17 protein-coding genes are annotated in these 26,065 nt (G+C 45.2%); 10 read left to right on the forward strand and 7 right to left on the reverse strand.

From position 1 onward, the window contains the following. Positions 1 to 70: 70 nt before the first annotated feature. On the forward strand, positions 71 to 3,796 hold the full coding sequence (locus tag QUA57_RS10375; protein WP_333060698.1) for a hydantoinase B/oxoprolinase family protein: 3,726 nt from the start codon (positions 71 to 73) through the stop codon (positions 3,794 to 3,796). Here QUA57_RS10375 and QUA57_RS10380 read toward each other — a convergent pair. Continuing rightward, entirely contained in the window at positions 3,787 to 4,257 is a 471-nt protein-coding gene (locus QUA57_RS10380) for an RNase H family protein (protein ID WP_333060699.1), read from the reverse strand. The genes QUA57_RS10375 and QUA57_RS10380 overlap by 10 nt on opposite strands. Before the next feature lie 311 nt (positions 4,258 to 4,568). Here QUA57_RS10380 and QUA57_RS10385 point away from each other — a divergent pair, with 311 nt between their 5' ends. Beyond that, positions 4,569 to 5,216, forward strand: coding sequence for a sigma-70 family RNA polymerase sigma factor (locus QUA57_RS10385; protein WP_333060700.1), 648 nt, complete (start codon positions 4,569 to 4,571; stop codon positions 5,214 to 5,216). 174 nt (positions 5,217 to 5,390) lie between these two features. Continuing rightward, a complete protein-coding gene (locus QUA57_RS10390) occupies positions 5,391 to 5,714 on the forward strand; it encodes a 2Fe-2S iron-sulfur cluster-binding protein (protein ID WP_333060701.1) in 324 nt (107 codons plus the stop codon). Between the two features lie 604 nt (positions 5,715 to 6,318). On the opposite strand, the gene treS is transcribed toward QUA57_RS10390, so the two are convergent. Beyond that, positions 6,319 to 9,702, reverse strand: a complete 3,384-nt coding sequence (gene treS / locus QUA57_RS10395) for a maltose alpha-D-glucosyltransferase (RefSeq protein WP_333060702.1) — start codon at positions 9,700 to 9,702, stop codon at positions 6,319 to 6,321. Between the two features lie 428 nt (positions 9,703 to 10,130). Between treS and QUA57_RS10400 the strand changes: the two genes are divergently transcribed. Then, the gene (locus QUA57_RS10400; protein ID WP_333037381.1) at positions 10,131 to 10,361 is read left to right on the forward strand and encodes a photosystem II protein, Psb35-related; all 231 of its coding nucleotides are present in this window, start codon (positions 10,131 to 10,133) and stop codon (positions 10,359 to 10,361) included. A gap of 185 nt (positions 10,362 to 10,546) precedes the next feature. On the opposite strand, the gene QUA57_RS10405 is transcribed toward QUA57_RS10400, so the two are convergent. Further along, positions 10,547 to 13,498, reverse strand: coding sequence for an AAA family ATPase (locus QUA57_RS10405; RefSeq protein WP_333060703.1), 2,952 nt, complete (start codon positions 13,496 to 13,498; stop codon positions 10,547 to 10,549). A gap of 665 nt (positions 13,499 to 14,163) precedes the next feature. On the opposite strand from QUA57_RS10405, the gene QUA57_RS10410 reads away from it, so the two are divergent. From QUA57_RS10410 to QUA57_RS10420, 3 genes are all read left to right on the forward strand, one after another. Next, a complete protein-coding gene (locus QUA57_RS10410; protein ID WP_333060704.1) occupies positions 14,164 to 15,189 on the forward strand; it encodes an MBOAT family O-acyltransferase in 1,026 nt (341 codons plus the stop codon). Between the two features lie 5 nt (positions 15,190 to 15,194). Next, complete coding sequence (locus QUA57_RS10415) at positions 15,195 to 16,184, forward strand: DUF459 domain-containing protein (RefSeq protein WP_333060705.1); 990 nt, start codon at positions 15,195 to 15,197, stop codon at positions 16,182 to 16,184. A 276-nt stretch (positions 16,185 to 16,460) separates the two neighbouring features. Further along, positions 16,461 to 18,236 (forward strand): hypothetical protein, encoded by a 1,776-nt coding sequence (locus QUA57_RS10420; RefSeq protein ID WP_333060706.1) that lies wholly within the window; start codon positions 16,461 to 16,463, stop codon positions 18,234 to 18,236. 94 nt (positions 18,237 to 18,330) lie between these two features. Here QUA57_RS10420 and gloA read toward each other — a convergent pair whose 3' ends face one another. The 4 genes from gloA to QUA57_RS10440 form a co-directional block, all read right to left on the reverse strand. Beyond that, the gene (gloA, locus tag QUA57_RS10425; RefSeq protein WP_333060708.1) at positions 18,331 to 18,759 is read right to left on the reverse strand and encodes a lactoylglutathione lyase; all 429 of its coding nucleotides are present in this window, start codon (positions 18,757 to 18,759) and stop codon (positions 18,331 to 18,333) included. 110 nt (positions 18,760 to 18,869) lie between these two features. Next, entirely contained in the window at positions 18,870 to 19,382 is a 513-nt protein-coding gene (locus tag QUA57_RS10430; protein WP_333060709.1) for a cupredoxin domain-containing protein, read from the reverse strand. A 19-nt stretch (positions 19,383 to 19,401) separates the two neighbouring features. Further along, positions 19,402 to 21,657 carry a heavy metal translocating P-type ATPase gene (locus tag QUA57_RS10435; RefSeq protein WP_333060710.1) on the reverse strand — a complete coding sequence of 752 codons (2,256 nt, stop codon included), beginning with the start codon at positions 21,655 to 21,657 and terminating at the stop codon, positions 19,402 to 19,404. A gap of 35 nt (positions 21,658 to 21,692) precedes the next feature. Then, positions 21,693 to 21,887, reverse strand: coding sequence for a heavy-metal-associated domain-containing protein (locus QUA57_RS10440; protein WP_333060719.1), 195 nt, complete (start codon positions 21,885 to 21,887; stop codon positions 21,693 to 21,695). A 319-nt stretch (positions 21,888 to 22,206) separates the two neighbouring features. On the opposite strand from QUA57_RS10440, the gene QUA57_RS10445 reads away from it, so the two are divergent. The 3 genes from QUA57_RS10445 (at position 22,207) to QUA57_RS10455 (ending at position 25,632) form a co-directional block, all read left to right on the forward strand. Beyond that, on the forward strand, positions 22,207 to 22,926 hold the full coding sequence (locus QUA57_RS10445) for a DUF305 domain-containing protein (RefSeq protein WP_333060712.1): 720 nt from the start codon (positions 22,207 to 22,209) through the stop codon (positions 22,924 to 22,926). Positions 22,927 to 23,274: 348 nt separating this feature from the next. Next, positions 23,275 to 23,472, forward strand: coding sequence for a hypothetical protein (locus QUA57_RS10450; protein ID WP_333060714.1), 198 nt, complete (start codon positions 23,275 to 23,277; stop codon positions 23,470 to 23,472). A gap of 204 nt (positions 23,473 to 23,676) precedes the next feature. Beyond that, positions 23,677 to 25,632 (forward strand): efflux RND transporter periplasmic adaptor subunit, encoded by a 1,956-nt coding sequence (locus QUA57_RS10455; RefSeq protein WP_445304467.1) that lies wholly within the window; start codon positions 23,677 to 23,679, stop codon positions 25,630 to 25,632. Positions 25,633 to 26,065: the final 433 nt, after the last annotated feature.

Raw genomic sequence — 26,065 nt, forward strand, 5'->3', positions numbered from 1 at the left:
GAATTGACTAGAACAGAAGTTGGGTCAATAATTGTAAATTAATCAAGCAAAAATATCAAAAAAAAGAGATATGAATCCTACTTATCCCGATCGCAATCGCTGGCAATTTTGGATTGATCGCGGCGGCACTTTTACCGATATTGTCGCCCAGCGCCCCGACGGTAAATTAGTCATTCACAAATTGCTGTCGGAAAACCCGGAACGCTACACCGACGCCGCAGTCCAAGGAATTCGCGATATTTTGAGAATTCCCGCCGACGCAGCGATACCCGCCACCGAAATTGAAGCGATTAAAATGGGGACGACGGTGGCGACAAATGCTTTGCTGGAACGAAAGGGCGATCGCACAATTCTGTTAATTACTAAAGGTTTCCGCGATGCGCTGAGAATTGGCTATCAAAACCGCCCGAATATTTTCGCGCGTCACATTGTTTTGCCGGAGATGCTGTACGATCGAGTTATTGAAGTTGCGGAACGCTACAGCGCTCAAGGTGAGGAGTTAACTGCTGTCAATCCCGAGTTTATCCCATCTTTACAACAAGCATACGATGAGGGAATTCGCAGTTGTGCAATCGTATTCATGCACGGCTACCGCTACTCGGAACACGAAAAACAAGTTGCTAAAATAGCGAAAGAAATTGGCTTTACTCAAATTTCAGTATCTCACGAAGTTAGCCCGCTGATGAAATTAGTTTCGCGGGGAGATACTGCGGTTGTCGATGCTTATTTATCTCCGATTTTACGTCGATACGTCGAACAAGTAACCAGTCAATTAATAGAGGCAGATCCCGGGGACGAGGGATTATTAATGCCCAATGCCCAATGCCCAATGCCCAATGCCCAATCCCCCAAATTAATGTTCATGCAGTCAAACGGCGGCTTAGTGGACGCGGCACAATTTCAAGGAAAAAATAGTATTTTATCCGGGCCTGCAGGGGGAATTGTCGGTGCAGTTCAAACGAGCAAAAAGGCAGGTTTTGATAAAATTATTACCTTTGATATGGGCGGAACTTCGACAGATGTTGCCCATTGTAACGGCGAATACGAACGCGAATTTGAGACAGAAATTGCTGGCGTGAGATTGCGATCGCCCGTGATGGCAATTCACACTGTAGCAGCCGGCGGCGGTTCAATTGTCTTTTTTGACGGGGCTCGCTACCGCGTCGGGCCGGAGTCTGCAGGGGCCAATCCTGGGCCTGCTTGCTATCGCAAAGGCGGCCCTTTGACGGTGACTGATTGCAATGTGATGTTGGGGAAAATTCAACCGGATTTTTTCCCGAAAGTATTTGGATTGAATGGAGATTTGCCGATCGCCCCTGACGTAGTAAAGCAAAAATTTGGGCAATTAGCGGGGGAAATTGGGGGCGAGAGGACGGCGGAACAGGTGGCGGAGGGTTTTTTGGCGATCGCGGTGGAAAAGATGGCCAATGCTGTCAAAAAAATCTCGCTTCAGCGCGGTTACGATGTTTCGGAGTATACATTGTGCTGTTTCGGCGGTGCGGGCGGTCAACACGCTTGTGCGATCGCGGATGCTTTGGGGATGAAACGGGTGTTTATTCACCCTTATGCGGGTGTGTTGTCGGCTTACGGTATGGGTTTGGCTGATGTGCGGGCTATTCGTGAAAGGGCGATCGAGCAACAATTAAATGCAGAATTATTAGCTGATTTGCATTATATTTTAACTGCATTGGAGGCTGAGGTAAAGAGGGAATTGAACCGCAGAGGCGCAGACAACGCAGAGAATGAGTCTGAGGTTTTAGTTGTTAGGAAGCTGCGCTTAAAATATCAGGGAAGTGACTCGGTTTTGGCGGTCAATTTTGCTGACAATATTGAGGTTATGCAGGCTGAATTTGAATCTGCACACCGACAGCGTTACAGTTTTATTATGCCAGAAAAACTGCTGATTGTGGAAGCGGTTTCGGTGGAAGTTGTAGAAAGAATGGATGTGCCGGAAGCATCCACAATTTCCCTCTCTTCTGGCACCGGCATCTTGCCTGTGCAACCAATTTCAACCGTGCAAACCTATGTTGCTGGCGGGTGGCGGGAAACGCCTGTTTATCAGAGAGACGATTTGCGATCGGGCGACTGCATAGAAGGCCCTGCTATGATTGTTGAAGCTACGGGAACTAATATCGTAGAACCGGGCTGGGAAGGGGAAATCACCGAAAATAACGATCTAATTTTGAACCGCAGATGCACGCAGATGGACGCAGATAATATCCGCGTTGATTCGCGTTTATCTGCGGTTAAATCAGATCCGGTTTTGCTGGAAATTTTTAATAATTTGTTTCGGGCGATCGCGGAACAAATGGGCGTCACATTGCAAAACACAAGTTCCTCAGTCAACATCAAAGAACGTCTCGACTTTTCCTGTGCAATTTTCGACAAAAACGGGCAATTAGTTGCCAACGCGCCGCACATTCCCGTACATCTGGGCTCGATGAGCGAAAGCGTTGAAGCTTTAATTTTAGCACAAGGCAATGCGATTCAACCGGGCAGTGTTTATGTTTCTAACAATCCATACAACGGCGGCACACACTTGCCAGATATCACCGTTATTACTCCAGTATTCGATCGTGATTCCTCGCTTCCTTTGTTTTATGTTGCCTCGCGGGGACACCACGCCGACATCGGCGGCATCACTCCCGGTTCCATGCCTCCCAACAGTACAACAGTAACTGAAGAAGGTGTATTGCTTGACAATTTCCTGTTAGTAAGCGAGGGCAGTTTTAGAGAAAAAGAATTACTAGAACTTTTGACAGCGGGGAATTTTCCGGTTCGCAATTCCGCTCAAAATATAGCCGATTTGCAAGCACAAATTGCTGCTAACAAGCGCGGCGCCGAAGAGCTGCTAGAGATGGTAAAGCATTATGGATTAGAGACTGTGCAAGCTTATATGGGCTTCGTACAAGACAATGCGGAAGAGTCGGTACGCAGGGTAATTGATGTTTTGCAAGATGGCGAGTTTACTTATCCGATGGATAGCGGCGGACAAATTAAGGTAGCGATTACAATTGACAAATCAGCGCGCAGTGCAAAAATAGATTTTACTGGCACTTCTGCTCAACAATCCAACAATTTTAATGCTCCCGCAGCCGTGGGCAAAGCGGCTGTTTTGTATGTTTTTCGCACCTTGGTAGATGACGATATTCCTCTAAATGCGGGCTGTTTGAAACCTCTCGAAATCATCAATCCCGGAGGCTGTATGCTGAATCCTCGCTATCCAGCGGCGGTGGTTGCAGGTAATGTGGAAACTTCGCAGAATATTACCGATGCTTTGTATTGCGCGTTGGGAGTGATGGCTGCTTCTCAGGGAACTATGAATAATTTTACCTTTGGAAATCAGCGCTATCAATATTATGAAACTATTTGCGGCGGTGCGGGTGCGGGTGCAAGTTTTGATGGTACGGATGCGGTTCAAACTCACATGACTAATTCGCGTTTAACCGATCCAGAAGTATTAGAATGGCGGTTCCCAGTGTTGTTAGAAAATTTTGAAATTCGGGCTAATAGTGGGGGGAATGGATCTCATCGCGGCGGTAATGGAGTTGTGCGACGAGTGCGGTTTCGAGAGGCGATGACGGCGGGAATTTTATCGGGGCGGCGGGTGATTTCTCCCTGCGGTTTGAATGGGGGTGAAGCGGGGAAAGTTGGGCGAAATTATGTTGAAACGGTGGAGGGAAAAGTTGAGGATTTGGGGAGTACGGCGACTGTGGAAATGCAGCCGGGGGATGTGTTTGTCATTGAGACTCCTGGGGGCGGAGGATATGGTTTTCCTAGCGAGGTTCACCGTTGATAGCCTTCATCGGCGGGTAAGTTTTGTTGATTGGCTGCTTGTTTGGAAATATAATTGCAGCGTTGATACTCTGGGTTGCCCGAATATTGCTTAATTCTAATAAACTCAACGTCGTGTTGCGAACAGAATTGGAGTAGTTGCTCCCACAAATCTACGTTAGCAGTAGGTTTCTGTTCGCTATTCTTCCAGTTATTAGCTTGCCAGCGCAGCGCCCAATTGTTGACAATAGCATCTACAAGGTAGCCGTTGTTATTATATAGCGTCACTTTACATCGAGTTTTGAGTGCTTTCAGGCCTTCAATTGCAGCAATAATATCCATACGATTGTTTGTAGTTAAATGAAATCCGCCGGATAGTTCCTTGCGATGATTTTCATACAGCAAGATTACCCCATATCCGCCAGCACCGCTTGCCGTAGTTATACCGCGAGTATAGATGCTAACTTGTTTCAAGGTGCTCATGCTTGTGCGAATCCTTCAAGAAATACAAACATTTTTGGAAATAGAATGGAGGTCATAAAATTAGAATAGAATGAAAAGGGCTTTACCCTTGATATAACAACTTAATTCAATTTTTAGTGGTGCTGAGCCAAGAGAGTTTATATGTACTACTTTACATTAAAATAGCGTCACATACAATTTAAATCAATTTCAATCATATAATTAATTGACTTAATTATCAACATACTTTGCCAGCACTTGCATCAAATGTATATCGTGTTGTAGAATCGGGCTGCACCAGCATTTATTCTCAAAGCTATTCCATAACTATTGTGCAAACCCCTAATTTTTCCGAACTCAACCATCCTGTGGTCAAATCCCTGTTCCATCACAGCGACCAGGAATTATTGACTCTGTTTCAAAACCATCCCGATCAGGGTCGCTTCTTCACGGCGATTTTTTGCCGCTACGCTCAAATTGTACACTCCCTGATTCGCCATTCCGTACGATCGCCCGTACAAGGCGATTACCTATTTGCCCACACTTGGCTGCACATCTATCACGAACTCCGAGGCCTAGATTTGCGCCGCGAAACCCAAGAGTCTGATGGCGGAAATCTCAGTCTCCAAAACTGGCTGATTAATGTCACCGCAGTCTGCATAAATCAAGCTGAATTGCCCCCTGTTGAGTCGATTCACTATTCTTTGCAGTCGGCTCCGCCTCCCCTGTGGTGTTACGTCAAACAAGCCTTGGAATTGTTAGCGCCGCTGCCGCGTTTAGTGGTGTTGATGGCTCAGACTTTCCGCTGGAGCGAAACTCGAATAGCAGCTTATTTGCAAGCAGAAGGCGAAGCTATTTCCCCCGCTCAGGTAAAGGCTTTGCTGCAAAAAGGATATCAAAGTTTAGAATCCAACTTGCCGGAGGATATTCGGGCTATTTATCTAGATGAAAATCTCGATTATCAAGAAGCGCTTGTCTAGTATAGCGATCGAGGTTGTGGTTTCTCAAAAACCCGGTGTTCTGAAAATACTGGGTTTTTTAGGTATCATGTATAGCGGCATATCCTCCGCCGGCACCCTACATTTTGATTTTTTCTGTAACTTGTAATCATCTATTTTAGTTGAATACAAGCAATCCAAATATAAGAGGTGGAAATGGCTGTTTATCAAGTCCGGTTGGTGAATGAGGCTCTCGCGCTCGATCGCACGATCGCAGTACCAGACGACCAGTATATCTTAGATATCGCAGAAGATGCCGGCATCCGCTTGCCGAATGGATGCAAGCAAGGAGAGTGTTCTGCTTGCGTTGTCAAACTGCTGAGCGGTGAAATCGACCAAAGCGAACAAAAGTTTTTGAAGCCGTCTGAATTGCAAGCTGGCTACGCTGTTACTTGTGTAGCTTACCCGCTTTCTGACTGCACTTTGTTAACGCATCAAGAACAAGTTTTATATCAAACGTCTCTTTATTTAAAATCGTAAGTATGGAGCGATTTAAAGATACTCGTGAAGACATCTACTCATTCCAGAATGAATTTTTGGTGAGATGCCCTTTTTGTGGTTCATGTGCGATCGTGGGTTGTATAGATCCTGATAAGGTCGATAGCTTTGCTCCTCGCAGATTTTCCTGTACAACTTGTGGTTCCTCAAAAGATTGGTCTGAACAGAATATTGAAAGCTGGTATAGTAAGGCACAGGATAACTACTTCCACTATCCTCTGTGGCTTCAAACTTCCTGTTGCGGTAAGACACTTTGGGCTTTCAACCTTCGACATTTAGAATTTATTGAGGCTTTTGTTCGGGCAAAGCTGAGGGAACGAAAACCTCATGAAATTTATGGCTGGTCGAATCAGAGTCTGTTCTCTCGACTTCCCAAATGGATACAATTAGGTAAGAATCGAGAAGAAATTATCAAAGCGATCGCAAAGATACGTGAATCAGTTGTGACTCTTACCTAATATTCGCCGCTGGAAATGGTTGTTCAAGCAGATTTCGTATCATGTAAGGTGCGTGACTTTCCAGCATCTCGCTGCCACTTGAGTGGCTAGAAAGTCACGCACCCTAACGAGTATAGATAAACCCGTCCTTATAAATTCAGCAATTCTACAATCCGCTGAAGCGGAATGTGCGCCCAATCCAAGCGGTAATTAAGTTCGTAGGCTAGCTCGCCAACCGCTTTTTCCAAAATGTAAGCATCCAGCAAAACTTGTAGTTCCGGTATAGATTTGGGCAAGAAATCTGCATCGGCTGCTGTTGCCAAATAGCTCTTAACAAAAGTTAGGCTGACCCAGCGGTGCCAAACGTTCGCCCACTGCTGCATCTCCGGGAGATTTTCAGGGCGAATCATGCCACTTTCTACTTCATTGCGGAGTGCCAAAGTAACAGCGTAACTTATAGATTGCAGCATTCCCGCAACATCTCGCAGGGGCGACCTCTTCATCCGCCGCTCGTTTAATGGTCGATCGCGTTCTCCTCCGAAATCAATAATTACGAAGTCTTTGCCTGTATAAAGAACTTGCCCGAAATGAAAGTCTCCGTGACAGCGAATTCTATCGGTCGTGATTCTCAAGTTCAAAATAGACTTGAAACGTTCCATGAGCAAATCTTCGCGGTTGAGCAGCTTTTGCGCCGATTTTTGTATTTCGGGCGGCAGTTTGGACATCCGTTTTTTCAGATCCAGCAAAGTTCTTCCTGCCAGATTTCTCATGTGTTGATAGATGGAACGCTGGTAAAAAGAGGTGAAGCTTTCTGGGGCAAAAGCGGGATTTTCTGTGTCACCAGCTAAAGCGAGGTGAAGTTCGGCTGTCCGCTGACCTAAAAGTTCGGCTGATGCTAAGTAAGAGCCGATGAGTTCGCGAGCTAATGCAGGAATTTCTAGGGATAAATCCGCTACTAGCGAGTTTGAGTTCCGCGGCATTTGTCCGGTCAAAGCGCTCGGTAAATAATTTTCGGGGGCCGTAGATAAATTCTCGCCGGAATGCTTTGCTTCTACGGTCATTACTTGCTCGAAATAGTCGCGCAGTGTGTCTAATGTATAAGACCAAGCGTCTATGCTGTCGGGGATTAATTTTTGCAGTATTCCGACGGTAAGGACTTGTTTTCCTGGTGTGTGATATTCCAATGCTCCGGCAATTGGAGCGTAGTGTTGAATCGAGTTGAGATGGGTTAAAAAGCGTCCGATTTCTAATTCGGGGTTGATTCCTTCCTCGACTTTTCGCAATATTTTCAGGACGAAGCGGTCGCCGTAACCTGCGGATGTATTGCTTTGTTCTTTTTTGAACAGGTGAGGGTCGAGCTGCGATAAATCTTGTTCGGAGCTGAATGCACTGTCGGCAATTCCTAGCAGTTGACCTGCAGCACCTCTGTAACTGCGAGAAGTGGCGATCGCCCCCAGCAGCGCGCTCAGAAAACCTTTGTCTCCGGCAGCGTCAAATAGTACGCCGACTTCCTTGTTGGTTTCTGGGAAGTGGAGGCGCGCGATCGCCCGATCGTCCACATCGCCTTTAATCTCTTCCCAACCTAAAGGCAAAACGTAAGTTTCCGGCATACCTTCAGTATAATTCAACTGCAAAAACAGAATGTAAACTTGAGATTGCTCCCCCGCACTATCTTTACATTCAATCGGTACAATCTCACTTATTTCTAATGATTGAATTGTCCGAGCTGTACCGCTAAACCAGCGATGGCGCCGCAGGTATCCCGGCAAAATATTAAGCAGCATATCGCTTAACTGACTTGTAGCAAAAGCAGTTTTCCAATTGCCTATCACCGCCAAAGTAGGCAAGTCTGTGGGAACACCGTGCAGGGCCAAATCTTCATGTTTAACAGTAAGAGTAAACCAGTAAAACGTGTGAGGACTCAAGCACAAAAAGTAAGGATCTTCGCCAACAGCAGGAAACTCCGTGCGGCCGAAAATCTCCACCGGAACAGCACCTTTAAAGGGCGCAAGGTCTAATTCTGCCGTCTGGACGAAGCGCGACAAATTAGCCACTACGAGGATGTGTTCGTCTTGATAAGTGCGTACAAAAGCTAAAACTTTACGGTTTTCCGGGTAGAGAAACTCGCAAGTTCCGCGGCCGAATGCTTGGAAGCGCTGCCTAATTGCAATCAGGCGTTTCATCCACCACCAAAGAGAACTCGGATTCGCCCGCTGCGCGTCCACGTTAACAGATTCGTAGTGATATTCAGGGTCAACAATTGGCGGTGCATACAGTCGCTGCGGGTTAGCACGGCTAAAACCGGCATTGCGATCGCCACTCCACTGCATCGGAGTTCTCACCCCGTTGCGATCGCCCAAATAGATATTGTCTCCCATGCCAATTTCATCGCCGTAGTAAAGCACCGGCGTACCCGGAAGAGACAGCAGCAAAGCATTCATCAACTCGATGCGGCGGCGGTTATTTCCCATCAAAGGAGCCAAGCGGCGGCGGATGCCCAAATTAATTCTCGCCTGAGTGTCTTGAGCGTAAACCCGATACATATAATCTCGGTCTTCATCACTCACCATTTCCAGCGTCAATTCATCGTGATTCCGCAAAAACAAGGCCCACTGACAGTTATTGGGAATCTGCGGAGTTTGCTGGAGAATGTCGCTAATGGGGAAGCTATCTTCCATATACAAAGCCATAAATAAACGCGGCATCAGCGGAAAATGAAAGTTCATGTGACATTCATCCCCAGCAGCGTAATATTCAACCGCATCCTCCGGCCACTGATTCGCCTCAGCAAGCAGCATCCGGTTCGGGAATTTCTCATCTACGTGCTTCCGCAAGTGCTTGAGGAATACGTGAGTTTCTGGCAGGTTTTCGCAGTTAGTACCTTCGCGCTCATACAGGTAAGGCACCGCATCCATCCGCAGTCCGTCTACTCCCAGTGCCAACCAGAAATCCACCACATCTAAGATGGCTTGGCGGACGGCCGGATTGTCGTAATTCAAATCGGGTTGGTGGGAATAAAAACGGTGCCAGTAATAAGCTTTTGCTACGGCATCCCAAGCCCAATTAGAGGTTTCAAAATCTTTGAAAATAATCCGAGCATCTTGATATTTTTCCGGCGTGTCGCTCCACACATAAAAATCTCTTTCGTTACTTCCTTTCGGGGCGCGGCGCGCTCGCTGAAACCAAGCGTGCTGGTCGGAAGTGTGGTTAACAATTAACTCAATAATGACCCGAATTCCCCGTTGGTGCGCTGCTTCTAAAAGGTCTTTAAAGTCCTCTAATGTGCCGTAAATCGGGTTTACGGTGGTATAGTGAGATGTATCGTAGCCGTCGTCTCGGAGCGGCGATGGAAAAAATGGTAGTACCCAAATTGCTGTTACTCCCAAGTTTTGCAGGTAATCCAGTTTTTCTGTCAGCCCTCTAAAGTCGCCGATGCCGTCTGCATTGCTGTCGGCAAAAGCCCGAACTGGTACTTCGTAAATAATCGCGTCTTTGAACCACAACGGGTCGTCATTTAACATTGAGTTTGGCATGATTTGTAGCGATGATTGGTAATTGGTAATTTGTACTTAAAATTTGGTAATTGGGATTTGTTAGTTCCCATCCAAACTGATAAATCATAACTTATAATTTGGCCGCTATTCCTCATGCCAGCCGCAGACTTTTAATCGTAATTTATTAACGCAAAACTTATAAGTTCTTAACTATAAAATTTCAACAATCTGTTTGCTATTTCGGATACAGTTCACAATCCGGGTACTGTGCTAGCTACCGATGCGCGGTAGTGCCCACCATACATACTCTCGCTCTCTCTCCTTCTTCCCCTCTGGCGCTGCCGTCAAAGGTGCGGTATTTACTACCTGCCGGACGGTTGCCACGACATTACAGTACCTTGACGTTTATTACTAATTTTCGTTACATTAGTTTACATAAAGCAACAAAAGTTAAGGAAAAAGCAAATATGGCTATTGTAATCTCTCTTTTAATCGTCGGTTGGGTCGCAGCAGCATTAATTGGCACTCAAGCATATTTCCTCGGGGAACAGTCAAAGCCCATCCACGAGCGGAATTGGAACGATGAATCTTTTGAAAAATTGGCTGTAGCAATCACAGCAACAGAGATGGATTACAGCGTTCGCGTTCCTGCCTATAGCATGGATGCCTATGGTAGCCGCACCATCTCGAATTCTTGATATCAAGTAACAGGTTTCACCATTTTCAATAACAGGCAGGATGCCTGTTCCACAAGAGAATTGAGGGTTTGTGGAACAGGCATCTTGCCTGTTGCTAATTTTCAATAACAGGGCGGATGCCTGTTCCACAAGAAGACTTATTATTTGTGGAACAGGCAGGATGCCTTTTCCTAGCTGTTCGGCAACTACAAACTATTACCGACTAGCGCTGGGCGAGAATCTTTTTTGCGAAACTGCAAAGTGTTATTTTCGCAGTCGATCGCAATTGTATCACCCTCCACAAACGCATTTTCCAGAATTTTGTTTGCCAGCGGGTTTTCCAGCTCCCGCTGGATGGCGCGTTTCAAGGGACGAGCGCCGTAAACCGGATCGTAACCGACATCTGTGATATGGTTTTTCGCCGCATCCGACAGTTCCAAAGTAATTTTTTGCTCGGCCAACAACCGCTCGATCCGCTTCACTTGAATGCTGACTATTTGCCGCAGTTCGACCTTGCTCAAAGTGTGGAACAAAATTATCTCGTCCACTCGATTGAGAAATTCGGGCCGAAAGTGCGATCGCAGGGCTGTCATTACCCGTTTTAACATCTGTTCGTACTCTTGGTCGGTCTCCCGTTCTTGAGTCAATAAATTTTCATTTTCACTCTTGTTTTCACTCTTGTTTTCACTCTTGGTTACACTCTCAACATCAACTCGCTGGGCCGACACCTCGACAGTACCGTCGGCAGCCACTTTATAATCTGTCTTTTGACTTGACAAATCTTTCGTTTCCTGCTTCCGGCTAGCAGGTTTTTTGACGGTTTTTTCCTTCTTAGTAAACACGTCTAAAATGTGGTCGCTGCCGATATTGCTAGTCATCACAATTACGGTATTTCTAAAGTCAACCACTCGACCTTGAGAATCGGTAATTCTGCCGTCATCCAACACTTGCAGCAAAATGTTAAATACGTCCGGGTGCGCTTTTTCCACTTCATCAAACAGCACTACCGAATAAGGATGTCTCCGCACTGCTTCCGAAAGTTGTCCCCCTTCATCGTAACCGACATATCCGGGGGGAGCTCCTACCAACCGGGAAACGCTGTGTTTCTCCATGTATTCCGACATATCGATGCGGACGATCGCATCATCGCTGTCAAACAAAAACTCCGCCAACGCCCGCGCTAACTCAGTTTTTCCGACGCCTGTGGGGCCCATAAACAAGAAAGAGCCGATCGGCCTCCCGGGGTCTTTCATGCCCGCCCGAGCGCGCCGAATTGCCGCTGCCACGGCTGTTACAGCTTCCTCTTGACCGATGACTTTTTGGTGCAAGTGTTTTTCCAATTGCAGCAATTTTTGGCGTTCGGACTCTAACAACCGGTTAACCGGAATGCCCGTCCATTTGGCGACAATTTCCGCAATGTCGCCCTCAGTAACTTTTTCGCGCAGCAGGGAAGAACCTTGAGCTTGCTGTTTCAAAAGTTCCGCTTCTTTCGCTTCGCGATCGCGCACGGCAGTTTCCAACTTGCCGTACTTTAACTGTGCGGCTTTATTCAAATCGTAAGCCCTTTCTGCTTGTTCGATTTGCACTCGCAGTTGGTCTTCTTCTGCTTTCAATTTATTGATTGCATCCAACAACTGCTTTTCGCCCAACCACTGAGAGGATAATTTTTCCTGCTTGACTTTTAAGATGTCAATCTCAGATGTGATGCGTTCGACGCGGAAGCCGAGCCCAGGGGCTAGAGCACCTTTTCCTTCGCCTTCTATCGACAATTTTTCCATTTCCAACTGCATCACCCGGCGGTCAATGCCTTCCAATTCCACAGGTTTAGAGGTAATCTCCATTTTCAAGTGGGCGGCCGCTTCATCTACCAGGTCGATCGCCTTGTCCGGCAAAAAGCGATCGGAAATATAGCGAAAAGACAGAGTTGCAGCAGCTACCAGGGCCGAATCAGTAATTTTTACCCCGTGGTGGCGTTCGTAACGGTCTTTCAATCCGCGCAAAATCGAAACAGTATCTTCAACGCTGGGTTCGCCGACAAATACTTGTTGAAAGCGACGTTCTAGTGCAGGATCTTTTTCAATATTCTTGCGGAATTCGTCGAGAGTTGTAGCGCCGATGCAGCGCAATTCGCCTCTCGCCAACATTGGTTTTAACAAATTTCCCGCATCCATTCCCGAACCGGAACTGCCACCGCCGCCGGTGCCGACAACCGTGTGCAATTCGTCAATAAATAGGACAATTTGCCCGTCGGAATCGATGACTTCCCGCAGTACAGACCGCAATCGTTCTTCAAATTCGCCCCGGAATTTTGCCCCAGCAATTAAACTGCCCATGTCAAGGCTAAATAGCTGGCGATTTTTCAAAGATTCCGGTACGTCGCCGTTGACAATTCGCTGGGCTAAACCTTCGGCGATCGCAGTTTTTCCGACTCCGGGATCGCCAATTAACACCGGATTGTTTTTTTGACGGCGAGAAAGAACTTGTACCACGCGACGGATTTCCTCGTCGCGGCCGATTACTGGGTCGAGTTTGCCGGCTTTGGCGGCTTCTGTCAAATCGCGGCCGTACTTGCTGAGGGCGTCGGAGCTAGCTTCGCCATCTTGATCTTGGGCTTTAGCGCTGCTGCGGCTGCCTTTCCCAGTTTCGGAATTTTTTTCTTGGGCTTTAGTAGTGGCGCGGACAGATTTGATTGCTTCTTCGAGTTTTGGTCGATCGATCGTACCGGCTGGGGGTTTGCGATCGTAACCGGGGCGGCCCGGCGGGCCGTCGCCTTTTGTCAGCAACCTGCGACCGACTCGTTCGTCTTCTACTAAGCCAATTAATAAATGTTCAACGGCGATAAAATTATCTTGCCAAGTCGCCCTGGTGGCCTCGGCAACATCTAACATAACTTCTAAGCCGCGACCGAGGTATAGTTGGTCAGCGTTGGCAACTCTGGGCTGTCGTTTGGCAAAAGCATCTAACTGCTGGGCCAAGCGGGGGGCATCGACTCCAGCTTTGCTGAGAATGCTGTTTGCCTGGCCTTGCTGTTCGAGAAGGGCGATGGCTAAATGTTCAACCTCTAGCTGCTGATTGGCAAAGCGGCGGGCTACATCCTGGGATTTGACAATGGCTTCCCAGGCTTGATCTGTAAATTTGCTAGGGTCTGTTGGCTGCACGTTGGTTCCTCGCAATCAAGGGGATTCCTGTTGTTATCCGTTAATACATCGTCTCACAACCATCATAATCTTTAAACAGGATTATGAATTTATGAGTGCGGTTAACTAGGGCGGAAGTTGTGGCCTAATTGACCTCTTACAAAAGCTTACAGTCCGCTATCCACCCCGAAATTTGGTGCGCTCAGACCGACTCTAGCGATTCCCTTCGGGATAGGTTGGCTGGCCGTACTTATAAAAATATTGCCACAAACAAGATTTTTTATCGGCTGAGACTTATGCTATTTCCCACTTACCAATTTCTAGTTTTTTTCCTAATTATTTTTAGCGCGATAGTCTCTGTGAAACCCCAAGTCAATTTGTATAAAATTGTCTTGTTAATTTCAAGTTTATTATTTTATTCCTTTTGGAGTTTCGACTTTCTCTTGCTCCTCGTTTTCTCTACAGCCTCTAACTATATCATTCTCCGGGTTCTCTGCAACAATAAGTATAAAAAAATTGCTTTAATCTCCGGCTTAGTTTTCAACATTGCCTATCTCGGCATCTTTAAATATTGCAACTTCTTTGTAACTTCTTTATTTGAGATACTGAACCAGCTACAAATTCCCGCCAGCTTTCCAGTTTTGCAAATAATCGCCCCCGTCGGCGTGTCTTTCTACACTTTTAGAATGATTTCTCATTTAATCGACTGCTGCCAGCAAAAAATACCCTGTCCAAAATTTATAGACTATGCTGCCTACATTACCTACTTTCCGCAAATTGCCTCTGGGCCAATATCGCGAGCTCGCGAATTTTATTTGCAGCTAAATTCACGGAAAAAATACGACTATCAAATTGAAGAAGTTATAGTTTTGATTTTGTCTGGACTCTTCAAAAAATATACTTTATCGAGCTTTTTGTTTAACTTCACTGACTTACCATTCAAAGTACCCCAGCAGTACAGCAGCATCGATTTAATCCTCGCGGCAATTTCCTATTCCTGTTTAATTTATGTAGATTTCAGCGGCTATTCGGATTTAGCCAACGGTATCTCCTGTTTACTGGGTTTCAAACCCATTGCCAACTTTAATATGCCATACCGATCACTCAGTCTGCAAGAATTTTGGAAAAGGTGGCACATCAGTCTTTCCGAGTGGCTGAGGGATTACGTTTACTTTCCCTTGGGCGGTAACAAATACGGCAAGTTGAGGAAGTACCTAAATCTATTTTTAACAATGGCGATCGGTGGATTTTGGCACGGCGCAGGTTTAAACTTTATTTTCTGGGGAGCAATTCACGGTTTAGGATTAATTGTCAACCATTTATGTAAAGATCTCCCCCAAGCTATCCACTTTAAATTAGACTATGCCTTTCCCAGATTTGCTAAATTTTGCAGTTGGCTGCTAACATTTACTTTTGTTACTTGTAGCTGGGTATTTTTTGGCACTCCCAACTGGGAAACTGCGGTGAGTTTTTTTGAAGGAATTTTCCATCCTGCAGTCACAAGTTTTCAATTTAACTTTTGGCAATTGTATTTAGTAATTGCAGTTATTGGCGCGCTCAACTTGTGGGGCGATCGCATCGCGAAACTCTTGCAAACCGTATTGTCATTAAAAAACATTTTCTTTCGGGTTGTCTTAGTTTCACTGCTCGTGTATACTATCTTGATGTTGGGGCCAAGTACCGTCGCGCCTTTTATTTACTTTAATTTCTAAGAAATATGAAAGACCGGGAATTTTTGCTGATTGTTACTTCTGTAATTCTCACTTTAATATTTTCAAACTTATCATTATTTCTGAAAAGCTTTGCTTCAACTCCTTTCGCCAGTGCAGAAATTAAAGAAGCAGCGCGCCAGATCGAAATAGACGGTTTCCGAAAATCAGAACAAGATTTTTGGAGCAAAATTAAAGATATTAACTTCGACAGCCTCCCCAAAGAACCAGAAATTTCTTCTGTCCAAACCGAAACAAAAGCGCCCGTTGAACCCCCAAAGTCTGCTACAGCTAAAAAACCAACCCCAGCTAAAAAAACAACCCCAGCTAAACCTAAACTGACCCGACCTTATCGCAGATTTTTATTTATTGGAGATTCCGTAATGTTCGACTTAGGAATTCAACTCCAGTACACTCTTAAGAAAAAATACAATATCGCCGATACGAAAATTGACTACAAGGTAGCGACCGGATTAAATCGGATAGATTATTATGATTGGTATGCCCGAACTCGCCAAACTCTTAATAATTACCAGCCGGATGTAGTGATAGTTTTGTTCGGAGCCAATGACCGTCAAAATATCATTGATTCTCAAGGAAAAGCCTGGAGAATAATGACCAAAGAATGGCAAAAATCTTATCAAGAAAGAGTTGAAAGATATGTCAATTTACTTGATGCGTCATCCGTAAGAAAAGTGTATTGGGTCGGTCAATCGATGCCTAACAAATCTTCGTATCTCACAGTTTTTCCTCTCATGAACGATATTTATAAAAATGCCAGCAAATCTTCAGCCAAAATTGAATTTATTTCTACTTGGGACACTTTTGCACCCGGAGGAAGATTTGTTCCAGTAGTTGCTAATAAATCGGGTAAGCGAGGCTATGTAAAAAATAATGACGGCTTGCACTTTACATCCCACGGAGCTCAAATTATCAGCGACTTACTCGTTGACCAAATGGTAAGCGACAAAATATTAAAAGATCCGACAAAGAAATGACTATAGTAGGTTGGGTTTCGTTGCCCAACCTAAAATTTGGACATTTCACCAATTATTGCAAAATAATATATTTAGTTCGGGACCCACATTGGCCTTGATTAACTAGGTTTATAGGGAAAATCTAGGCTTGAGTTATAATAAATTTAGTCGTGAAACCGGGTTTATAACTCCCTATGCGTTCAGGACTAATATTGACAAAAAGCCACAGTAAATGTAATGCTGAATTCAGCATCCAACAACGGCCTCCATATCTAGCAATTGTCATGGCGACAAATTATGACGAGCAATATGTGGAAACTCGATCGCACTAACATCCCTGAGTCAATGGGGTGCAGCGGCAGAGCGCTAATCTTCACTCTCACTAAATATACTCAACCTTGGCAAAGAATAAACCTAGTTAAAAAAATCCTGCAACAGTGCGGCATCGAGCCTTTTGCTGAAGTTTTGGGCGTACCCAACAGCGGAATATTCAGAGAAAATATACCGGAATCCCTCAGAAAACCGCATCCGAATTTGCTGTTTCGCGCTTTGGCAATTCAGGCATTTGGGAAGGTGGGAGAGGGGCTGATATCAAGTGAGAGAAAGGCTAAAGCAAGTAATTTTAGCAAAAATCTGCTGGCGGCGTTAGAACAGGAAGCGCGAGGGGGATCGACTCCTTTAATTCGGTGGTCTGCGGCTGTTAGTATTAAGTCAATTTGGTTGGATGAAGCAGGGCAACAACAAGGCAAGGAAGGTGCTGTCAATGTCACAATCAATGCAGAGGAAATTGAGCGACGGGTTGTAGAAGAGCAAATTCAACTATTAGCAAGCAACAAATTTGCTTTGGGCGACAGCCGCAGAAATGACAGCCACAAGGAATATGAGAATTGTCTCGATTTTTGGGTGTACGGCCCTAGCTGGCTGCTGCCGAGCCTGCCAATGAATGGCGACGAATATCTATTTTGGATTGATCGAGTATTTGCTGCGATCGCACTTACGGGCCCGTACAAATTGAGTGCCGACAACGATGCAGCGGTAACAAACTTTTTGGAAGTGGCAGAAAATAATTTTAATGACTTGGAATTCTCCAAAATACTTGCCAAAATTTTTGAGTTTCTGCACCACCCGGAAACGAGAGTTAAAAATCTAGCTACAATTATTTTAGAACCTTACAAAGACAAGATTGACCGAAAATCGGCGCAGATTCTGACAGCGCTCCTATATAAATTTAATGTAAAATATCAGCCTTTAGAATCCCTTACTATTCCCGAAATCGAGGAGTACAAAGCGTCACTATATTTCGGTAAAATGGAAATTGACGACTTGTATTGTGAGGCTTTGGCGCTGTGCGGCGATCGGGATGTCGAACTCGCAAGTTTCTTGTCCGCTAAACAAAGGGAATACCAACATACTCTAGAGGAGTATATCAACAATCTCAGCAAGTTAGTTAAGTCAATCATACATTGCCAGAGCTTGTTAGATGCTAATAGAGAACTTTTGTATTTGACTGTAGATCGGCTGGAAAAATGGGATTACACTCTAGACAATAAACTGGCGGCGCACCGCAAAAAAATTCAAAACCTGAGCTTGGATAAAAGTACCTCCGAGCAGTGCATAAACCTCGACAATGAACTCAATTATATCAGAGATTCTTTGCAGTATACGTTGTATGAAGTCACATCAAATATTAACAGTCAAATTAGAGAGTTAGAACTTTCGGCATCCAAAAATAGCAAGACGGCAACAGATATGTTTAGGTGGACGTGGCTATTGTTCGCGGTGGGGTTTTCAGTAGGGTGGTTTTTTTATTTATCAAATTTAGTGATTAACTGGATATTCGCGGTCAGCTACACAAGCGAATTTCTAGTTTATTGGACTATTTTATTTAGTGTAATGGTGGTATTTTTGTTAGTATTAGCTGTATTCTTTTGGGCGCTCGCTGCTTGTGACCAGCGCCGAGAATCTAAATTAATTCCTCAATTTGATAGCTTAAGCCAAATAGGGAGCAGTTTTTCTATATTGTGGCAAAAAATATATTTGCAGCAGTTTTTACCGTCGGTGCGATCGAATTAAAAGTTTCAGTTGACAGTTGTGGGTACGACTGTTGTCAAAAGGAAAACGGAAGAGGGAAGATAGTTTTTCCTTCCCCTTCCCCCTCTTAAGAAAGTTAGGATGCGGTTGTTGCTGCTACTTTCTGGGTGTTGCTACCTTGATTTTCCTGTTGAATTAACTCAACTTTATATCCATCTGGGTCTTGCACAAAAGCGATGACTGTTGAACCGTGCTTCATCGGGCCGGGTTCGCGACTAACTTTACCGCCGCGAGCTTTAATTTCATCGCAAGTACCGTAAATGTCGTCAACGCCGATCGCAATATGACCGTAAGCATCCCCCAAATTGTACTCTGTGACGCCCCAGTTGTATGTTAATTCCAAAACTGTAGTGTCGGATTCATCGCCGTAGCCCACAAAAGCCAGAGTAAATTTACCGTCTGGATAGTCCTTTTGCCGCAGCAATTTCATGCCCAGAACCTCAGTGTAAAATTTGAGGGATTCTTCCAGGTTGCCGACTCGGAGCATCGTGTGTAGTAGTTGCATTTAGCTCACTCCAAATTTTTTAAGCTTTCATCTATTTTAGCGATTTCTTGCTGAAAAAACTCGCGCCTCAACCGTCGCAATTGCCGCAGGTTGACAACTGTCTATTTGATTTAGCTTTGTACTTCCACCACACCCCTAAACATATTCATACCGCAAGTAAATAGGTATCGTCCAGGTTTTTGAGGGGTAAATTCAACAGCCGTTACCTGATTTAGAGGTAATTCTCGCACAATGTGAAAATCTGGTAACAACACTTTTTCAAGACAACTGTTGGGGTCGCGCCTCAAGAAATTGAGCCTGACTAATTGACCTGCTTTCACAACTACAGTGGCAGGCTCATAACCCCCGTCTACAGTAATAGTCAACTCTTGTATCCCCTGAATATATTCAGCTTTCTGCCCTTTAGATTTACTGAACAAAAACCACCACAAGTCCAAACCAATTAATGTTAAACCACCTATTGTGACGCCAACTTTTAAACCTAGTGGCTGTTCAATGCTGCGGAATTGAGTCGTTGAAGTAGAATGCTGGACGGACATTTTGGAAGCTTGAACTCCCGATGCCATTCCCATCACAAGTCCTAAACTCGCGAGACTTCCCCAAATTTGACTAGGCTGTAACATTTTTATAATTACTCCAAATTTATGCACTAGATTTGGCTTGAAAATTCCGCAATCGCAAAGCATTAGTAACTACAGAGACTGAACTGAAAGCCATTGCTGCACCGGCGATAATTGGATTTAGCAGCCAGCCGAAAATGGGGTACAAAATGCCCGCCGCGATCGGTATTCCAGCGATGTTGTAAATAAACGCAAAAAACAGATTCTCTCGGATGTTCCGCATGGTGGCGCGGGAAAGTTTAATTGCTGTAACTATGCCTTGCAAATCTCCTGAAATTAAGGTAATGTCGCTGGCGGCGATCGCCACATCGGTGCCGGTGCCGATCGCAATTCCCACGTCTGCTAAGGCCAAAGCCGGCGCGTCGTTAATCCCGTCTCCCACCATCGCGACAATTTTTCCTCCCCGTTGCAGGGCTTGGATTTGAGCTGCTTTTTGGTCGGGTCTAACTTCAGCAAAAACGCGAGTAATGCCTACGGATTGGGCGATCGACTCCGCAGTCGCGCGGTTGTCGCCCGTCAGCATCGCTACCTCCAAACCGAGTTTTTGAAGAGCTTTCACCGCCTGCGCGGACGATGGTTTGAGAGCATCCGCAATGCCCAGAATTGCCTCTATTTGGCCTTCTACAGCCATCCAAACAACCGTTTTGCTCGCTGCTTCTAAAGCTCTCCCGCGCAGTTCCAGATATTCAGTATCGCAGCCTAGTTCCTGCATCCACCTCAGCGTTCCCAGGGCGATCGACTTTCCGCCTACAACTCCGCGAACACCACTCCCCGCGATCGCCTCAAAATCCTTAACATCAGTCAAATTCACCTCTTGAGATTGAGCGTACCTCACAACAGCTTCCCCCAAAGGATGCTCCGAATTTCGCTCTACAGACGCAGCCAATTGCAGCAACTTTAACTCATTGCTGTTCGCCGTTCCCCTAATTGTCACAAAATCAGTTACAGTCGGCTTGCCTTCGGTGAGAGTTCCTGTTTTATCTAACACGATAATTTGGATTTTGTGAGCCAATTCTAAACTCTCCGCTCCTTTAATTAAAATCCCGTTTTCTGCACCTTTCCCCGTGCCAACCATCACAGCAGTCGGAGTTGCCAAACCCAAAGCGCACGGGCAGGCAATAATCAGCACTTCCACCATTGTTACGGTTGCAAAAGTGATGTTTCCAGTGGCGTTAAACCAGATAAGAAAAGTAGCTAAAGCGATGGCAATTACTGCGGGAACGAACCAACCAGTCACTTGGTCGGCTAACTTTTGAATCGGTGCTTTTGAACCCTGTGCGTCCTGCACCATCTTGACAATTTGAGCTAAAAATGTATCTTTGCCAACTCTTGTCGCCCGAAATTTGAAGCTGCCAGTTTTGTTAATTGTGGCTCCGATAACTTCGTCGCCAAGCTGCTTTTTAACAGGCAAACTTTCTCCCGTAACCATTGCTTCGTCTACCGTCGAAGCACCCTCAATTACCTCTCCATCTACGGGGATTTGCTCTCCCGGCCGCACCTGCACGACATCGCCAATTTCCACTTGGGCGATCGGCACTTCCAACTCTTCCCCGTTGCGAATTATCCGAGCAGTTTTTGCTTGCAAACCCATGAGTTTGCGAATGGCCTCCGAAGTCTCTCCCTTCGCGCGATTTTCTAGGGTTTTCCCCAACAAAATTAAGGCGATAACGCTAGCGGCTACTTCGTAGTAAACACTAGGAGTCAAACCTTGCGCAGTGAAGAAACTGGGAAAAAAAGTCACAAATACAGAATAAAAGTAAGCAGCACTCGTACCCAAAGCAATCAGGGTATCCATTGTCGCCACTCGCCGTTTTAGGGATTTCCAAGCTCCCACATAAAACGATTTCCCGCACCAGAATTGTACTGGTGATGTCAGGACTAATTGCAGCCAAAAATTGTGCAGCCATGCGGGAATAAATGGCAGATGCAAGCCGGTCATCGCTGGAATAGCGCCCACAACTAGCAGGATGCTGATGATACCTGCTGTCCAGAGTTTCCGCTGCAAGGTTTGAGATTCAGATTTGCGATCGGCTTGTTCGGAATCATCCTCGGGCGTCGCCATTTCTTGAAACGGCAAAGCTTGGTATCCCGCATCATCAACCGCCGATTGAATTGTTTCTAAGTTGGTTTGCTGGGAGTCGTATTGGATGGTTGCTTGTTCCATCCCAAAATTGACATGACACTCAATTACGCCGGGAACAGATTGAATGGCTTGTTCGATAGATGAAGCACAAGAAGCACAACTCATGCCCCGCAATTTAAGTGTGAGATTGTCCATATATGCCATCCTCAATGAGACTTTACCCTTTGTCTTTAAATAGTTGGATAGCCCGCCGATGCGATCGCTTTCCTAACTTCACTTTCCGACTTAGCGGTTTGAATCGTGACCAATTTTGTCTTGAGATCCGCCTCAACACCAGCGGCTGAGTCAATGGCTTGGACTGCTTTTGTTATTGTATTCGCACAAGTAGAACAAGCCATCTTAGGAACTTTTAGCTGTAAAGTCATAGTTTGAACCTCAGCAGAAACTACTCTGCTCAATAAATGAATTAACTCCATTGTAAAGTCTCCTGTTCACTGGAGAGTCAAGAGGAATTGCGAAATAAATCAGAAATTCTCAAAAAAGTGGTTTGACACGCTACCCATAGGGGTAAGGCGCGCACTGTGCACCCTACATAATTCGGTTGTCAGTCCTGTAAATCTTAAATTTGAGTTCGATCGACCCCACAGCAATAATTCTTTACAATTCCGAGGCAAAAATTTCATCCTAATTTCATTTATATGTGGAAAGCTGAAGATAAATGGCCGTTTTAAGGATATAAAATCGATGAAACCAATTTCATTAAAAACAGGCTTTGCAGCCCTGATATTGACCGCCACAGCCGCTTTAACCAGCGGAGTGCTTGCAGCTTGTTCAAAAGCCCCTTCCAGTGAAACTCCAGCCCCAAACGTTACGGCTGCAACCGAAGCAAACAACAAGCAAAACGTGGCCCAAGGTGGCATGAATCATGGCATGGATCATGGCACGAATCACGATATGTCAATGGATTTAGGCCCTGCTGATGCCGACTACGATTTGCGATTTATTGATGGCATGACAGTACACCATCAAGGTGCTGTAAACATGGCAAAAGAGGTGCTGAATAAATCAAAACGCCCGGAAATGAAAAAACTTGCCACTGATATAATTGCTGCTCAAAACCGCGAAATCAATCAAATGAAAGAGTGGCGAAAAGCTTGGTATCCCAAAGCCAGCAGTACCCCGATGGCTTATCACGCTCCAATGGGTCACATGATGGCAATGACTCCCGAACAAATGCAAAGCATGATGATGAGCATGGATTTAGGGGCCGCTGACGACCAATTTGACTTGCGATTTATCAATGCGATGATTCCTCACCACGAAGGAGCTTTAGTGATGGCTGAAGATGCTTTGAAGAAGTCAAAACGCCCGGAAATGAAGAAATTGTCTCAAGAAATTCTGAGTTCGCAAAAGGAAGAAATTGAGCAAATGAAACAGTGGCGGCAAGCTTGGTACAAACAGTAATTTTGCTCACTTCAACAAAACGTGACCCAAATCCCGAAAATGAGTGACCTTAATCACAGTAGCTCAAGAGTTCCGAAAAGACTTGCTTCACCAAAGCAAGAAATTGAGCAAATGAAAAAGTGGCGACAACCTTGGTAGACAAAGTAATGTAGCTCGACAGTGGCTGTCAGCATTGGTCTGACTCCACCTCAGTTTCCTGAGAGTACCTACACATACTGTAGATAATTGAGCAGTCCTACCTCTAAAGTAGTAGAAAGTTACGTAAGAATACTGTAGACAATGGATCGGCCCTACCTCTAAAGTAATAGATAGGTCAGCAAAAAGCTATATACATAGAGAGGGTAGTTTATGATATTGAATACCTTGGAATTAAACAGCACTTATAAATCAAATGCAGCCGTAGATGAGCTACTGAGCGAATTGACAAAAGAAATTTCAGCGCCAGCAGAGATAAAAAAACCGGAAAAAAATCTACAGCAAAATCGCTTGTCATTAGGCGAAACTTATCTTCGTATTTTAGAATCTGGTGGGCATCTGGGCTGCTGATTCAAAATTTTATCCTAATTTCATCCTAATTTCATTTGACCGTGAAATACTAGGTTGAGTAGAGCATTTCTAGCTCTTGGTCATTGCTTAGCGGTCGCTTCTTGGAAAATGCTAATAAGTAACTTTACTTAAGGGGTATAACTTACTTACTTTGGCAAAATACCAACTGCTAAACCTGTGGCACTCAACCTGATTTCAAGGACAATGCCAACGATGATATTCCACAAATATGCTCAATGTCCGGCAGTTATTAGCAGCTTTTCGGGAAGTTTGCTCAGCCTAATTTTGCTAAGTTCTCCTGCCGCTGTTTTTGCCCACGCTGGCCACGGAGATGAATTTCAGCATAGCGACGAAGCAACTGAAACTTCTACTGCTATTTCTGTAGATGCCGCAACAGCAAAACGATTAGGAATTAAAGTTTCCCCTGCTGCTCGCCAGCGGCTAGATATCGGCATCAAAACCACAGGACAAATTGAAACTTTACCCAACGAAAAAGTAGAAGTTACGGCTCCTGTTGCTGGGAAAGTAATAGAGTTGCTGGTTAAGCCTGGGGACAAAGTATCAAAAGGCCAACCCGTTGCGGTGTTATCGAGTTCAGAATTAGGACAGTTGCGGGTTGAATCTCTCTCGAAACGTGCCGAAGCTGAGGCAGATTTGCAGCAAGCGGAAGGCGATCTCAAACTAGCACGAGAAAATTACGATCGCCTCGTAAAAATAGCTGAAGCTGAAATAGCACAAGCCCAAACTCAATTAGCAGCAACTACCCAACAGTACGAAAAAGAGCAAGAATTAGTAAATAAACGCTCTGTTGTCAAAGTTGCTAAAGAAAATTATCAGCGTCAAGTTGAAATAGCGCAAGCAGAAATAGCGCGGGCAGAAACTGAACTGACAGTGGCTAAAGAACAGTTCGATCGCGACAAAGAATTAGTGGCATCTGGGGCGATCGCGCGGCGCACAATGCTGGAATCGCAAGCCCACTTCGCCGAAGCACAAGCCGCTGTTGCTAAAGCAAAAAGCCGTCCTGAAGTTATCAAAGCCCAAACCGAAATTAAACAAGCCGAAGTAGACCTCCCAATGCGGGAATTGCGGGAATCTCAAGGCAGAGTAGCAGAAGCAAAAGCTCAACTTACCAGAGCTCAGAGCCGCCGGGAAGTCCTAGAAGCCGAGAACCAAGTCAAACGCGGCCAAACTGCCGTCGAAGTCGCTCAGTCGCGTATTCGCTTGGCTGACGCAGCCTATCAAGCGCGGCTCCAACAATTAGGAACTGCTGCCAACGATCGAGGACTCGTTACCGTAGTTGCTCCCATTTCCGGGACGGTAGCCGATCGCGAAATCACCCCAGGAGAGTCAGTAAACGCTGAAAAACCGTTGATGAGTCTGTTAAATGACAGCCGCGTTTTTGCCACAGCCAATATTTACGAAAAAGACCTGAATCAAGTAAAACAGGGTCAGCAAGTCAGAGTAAAAGTCGCTAATTTACCCGATCGCACTTTCAAGGGAAAAATCGCCTTAATTGGGTCATCCGTGGAAGGAGAAACGCGGGTTGTGCCGGTGAAAGCAGAACTAGATAATATTAACGGCGAATTAAAGCCCGGACTGTTTGCTGAGTTAGAGATTTTAACCGACAAAACTGCAACAAATATTTTAACAATTCCGAGTGCGGCGGTAGTGGATGTTAGCGGGAAAAAAACCGTTTACCTCCAAAATGGCAATGCTTATCAAGCGGTTGAAATTGAACTCGGTCAAACTGCCGGAGATTTAGTTGAAGTGAAGAGGGGTTTATTCGAGGGAGATTTGATAGTAACGCAGCGAGCACCTCAACTTTACGCACAATCTTTGCGGGGCGGCAGCAAGCCCTCAACAGACGAGGCAAATAAAGACGCAACTCCAAAGGCAACAGAGATTAATTTTAATAATTTACCCGTGTCTTTATGGTGGGCGGGAATAGGGGGAGGAGTTGCGATCGCATCCCTGACTTTCACCGCCGGCGTGTTGTGGGGAAATCGGCGCAAATTGCCAGCAATAGCAGCGGATTCTGGAAACAATAATTTTTCTGTCTCTGCACCGACATTAAACGCGATTACATTAGATGAATTGCCGCCCCATGATGACCACCACCGCGTTAAAAGTCAGGAGACAGAAGCCAAGAGCTTGAACTAAAAATTTTGTTTAATATAGCAATTATAACCTACATAAAATGACTTAAAAAGGCGGAATAGCCGATGGTAAACCAACTCGCATAAATAAACGTCCAAATGCCTGAGAAAAGTGTTCTAGGTAAGGAGATTTTAACCGCCAGCGAGCGTTTAAATTACTAGCGTGTTTCAACACATATTCGTAAGGTAATGTTTGGATTTCTCTAAAATTTACAACCAGTGATTCTTTGTTATTATCTGGGTTCGTTGGTGATGCCAGCAGGTGCAAACCTTCTATTCTCCCTCTTGAAACTTCATTCCATTTTCCTTTTTTCTTAAATGCTTCGTTATTTTCCTCAAATTCTGAAATAGGGTAAATTGCAATACGGTTCAGTTAAGAGCTATGCAGTGCTTAAAACAATAAATACAGGAGGATTCATTATTATTCCAGTACCTCT

The organism is Microcoleus sp. Pol7_B2 (assembly GCF_036701035.1).
Lineage (GTDB): Bacteria > Cyanobacteriota > Cyanobacteriia > Cyanobacteriales > Microcoleaceae > Microcoleus.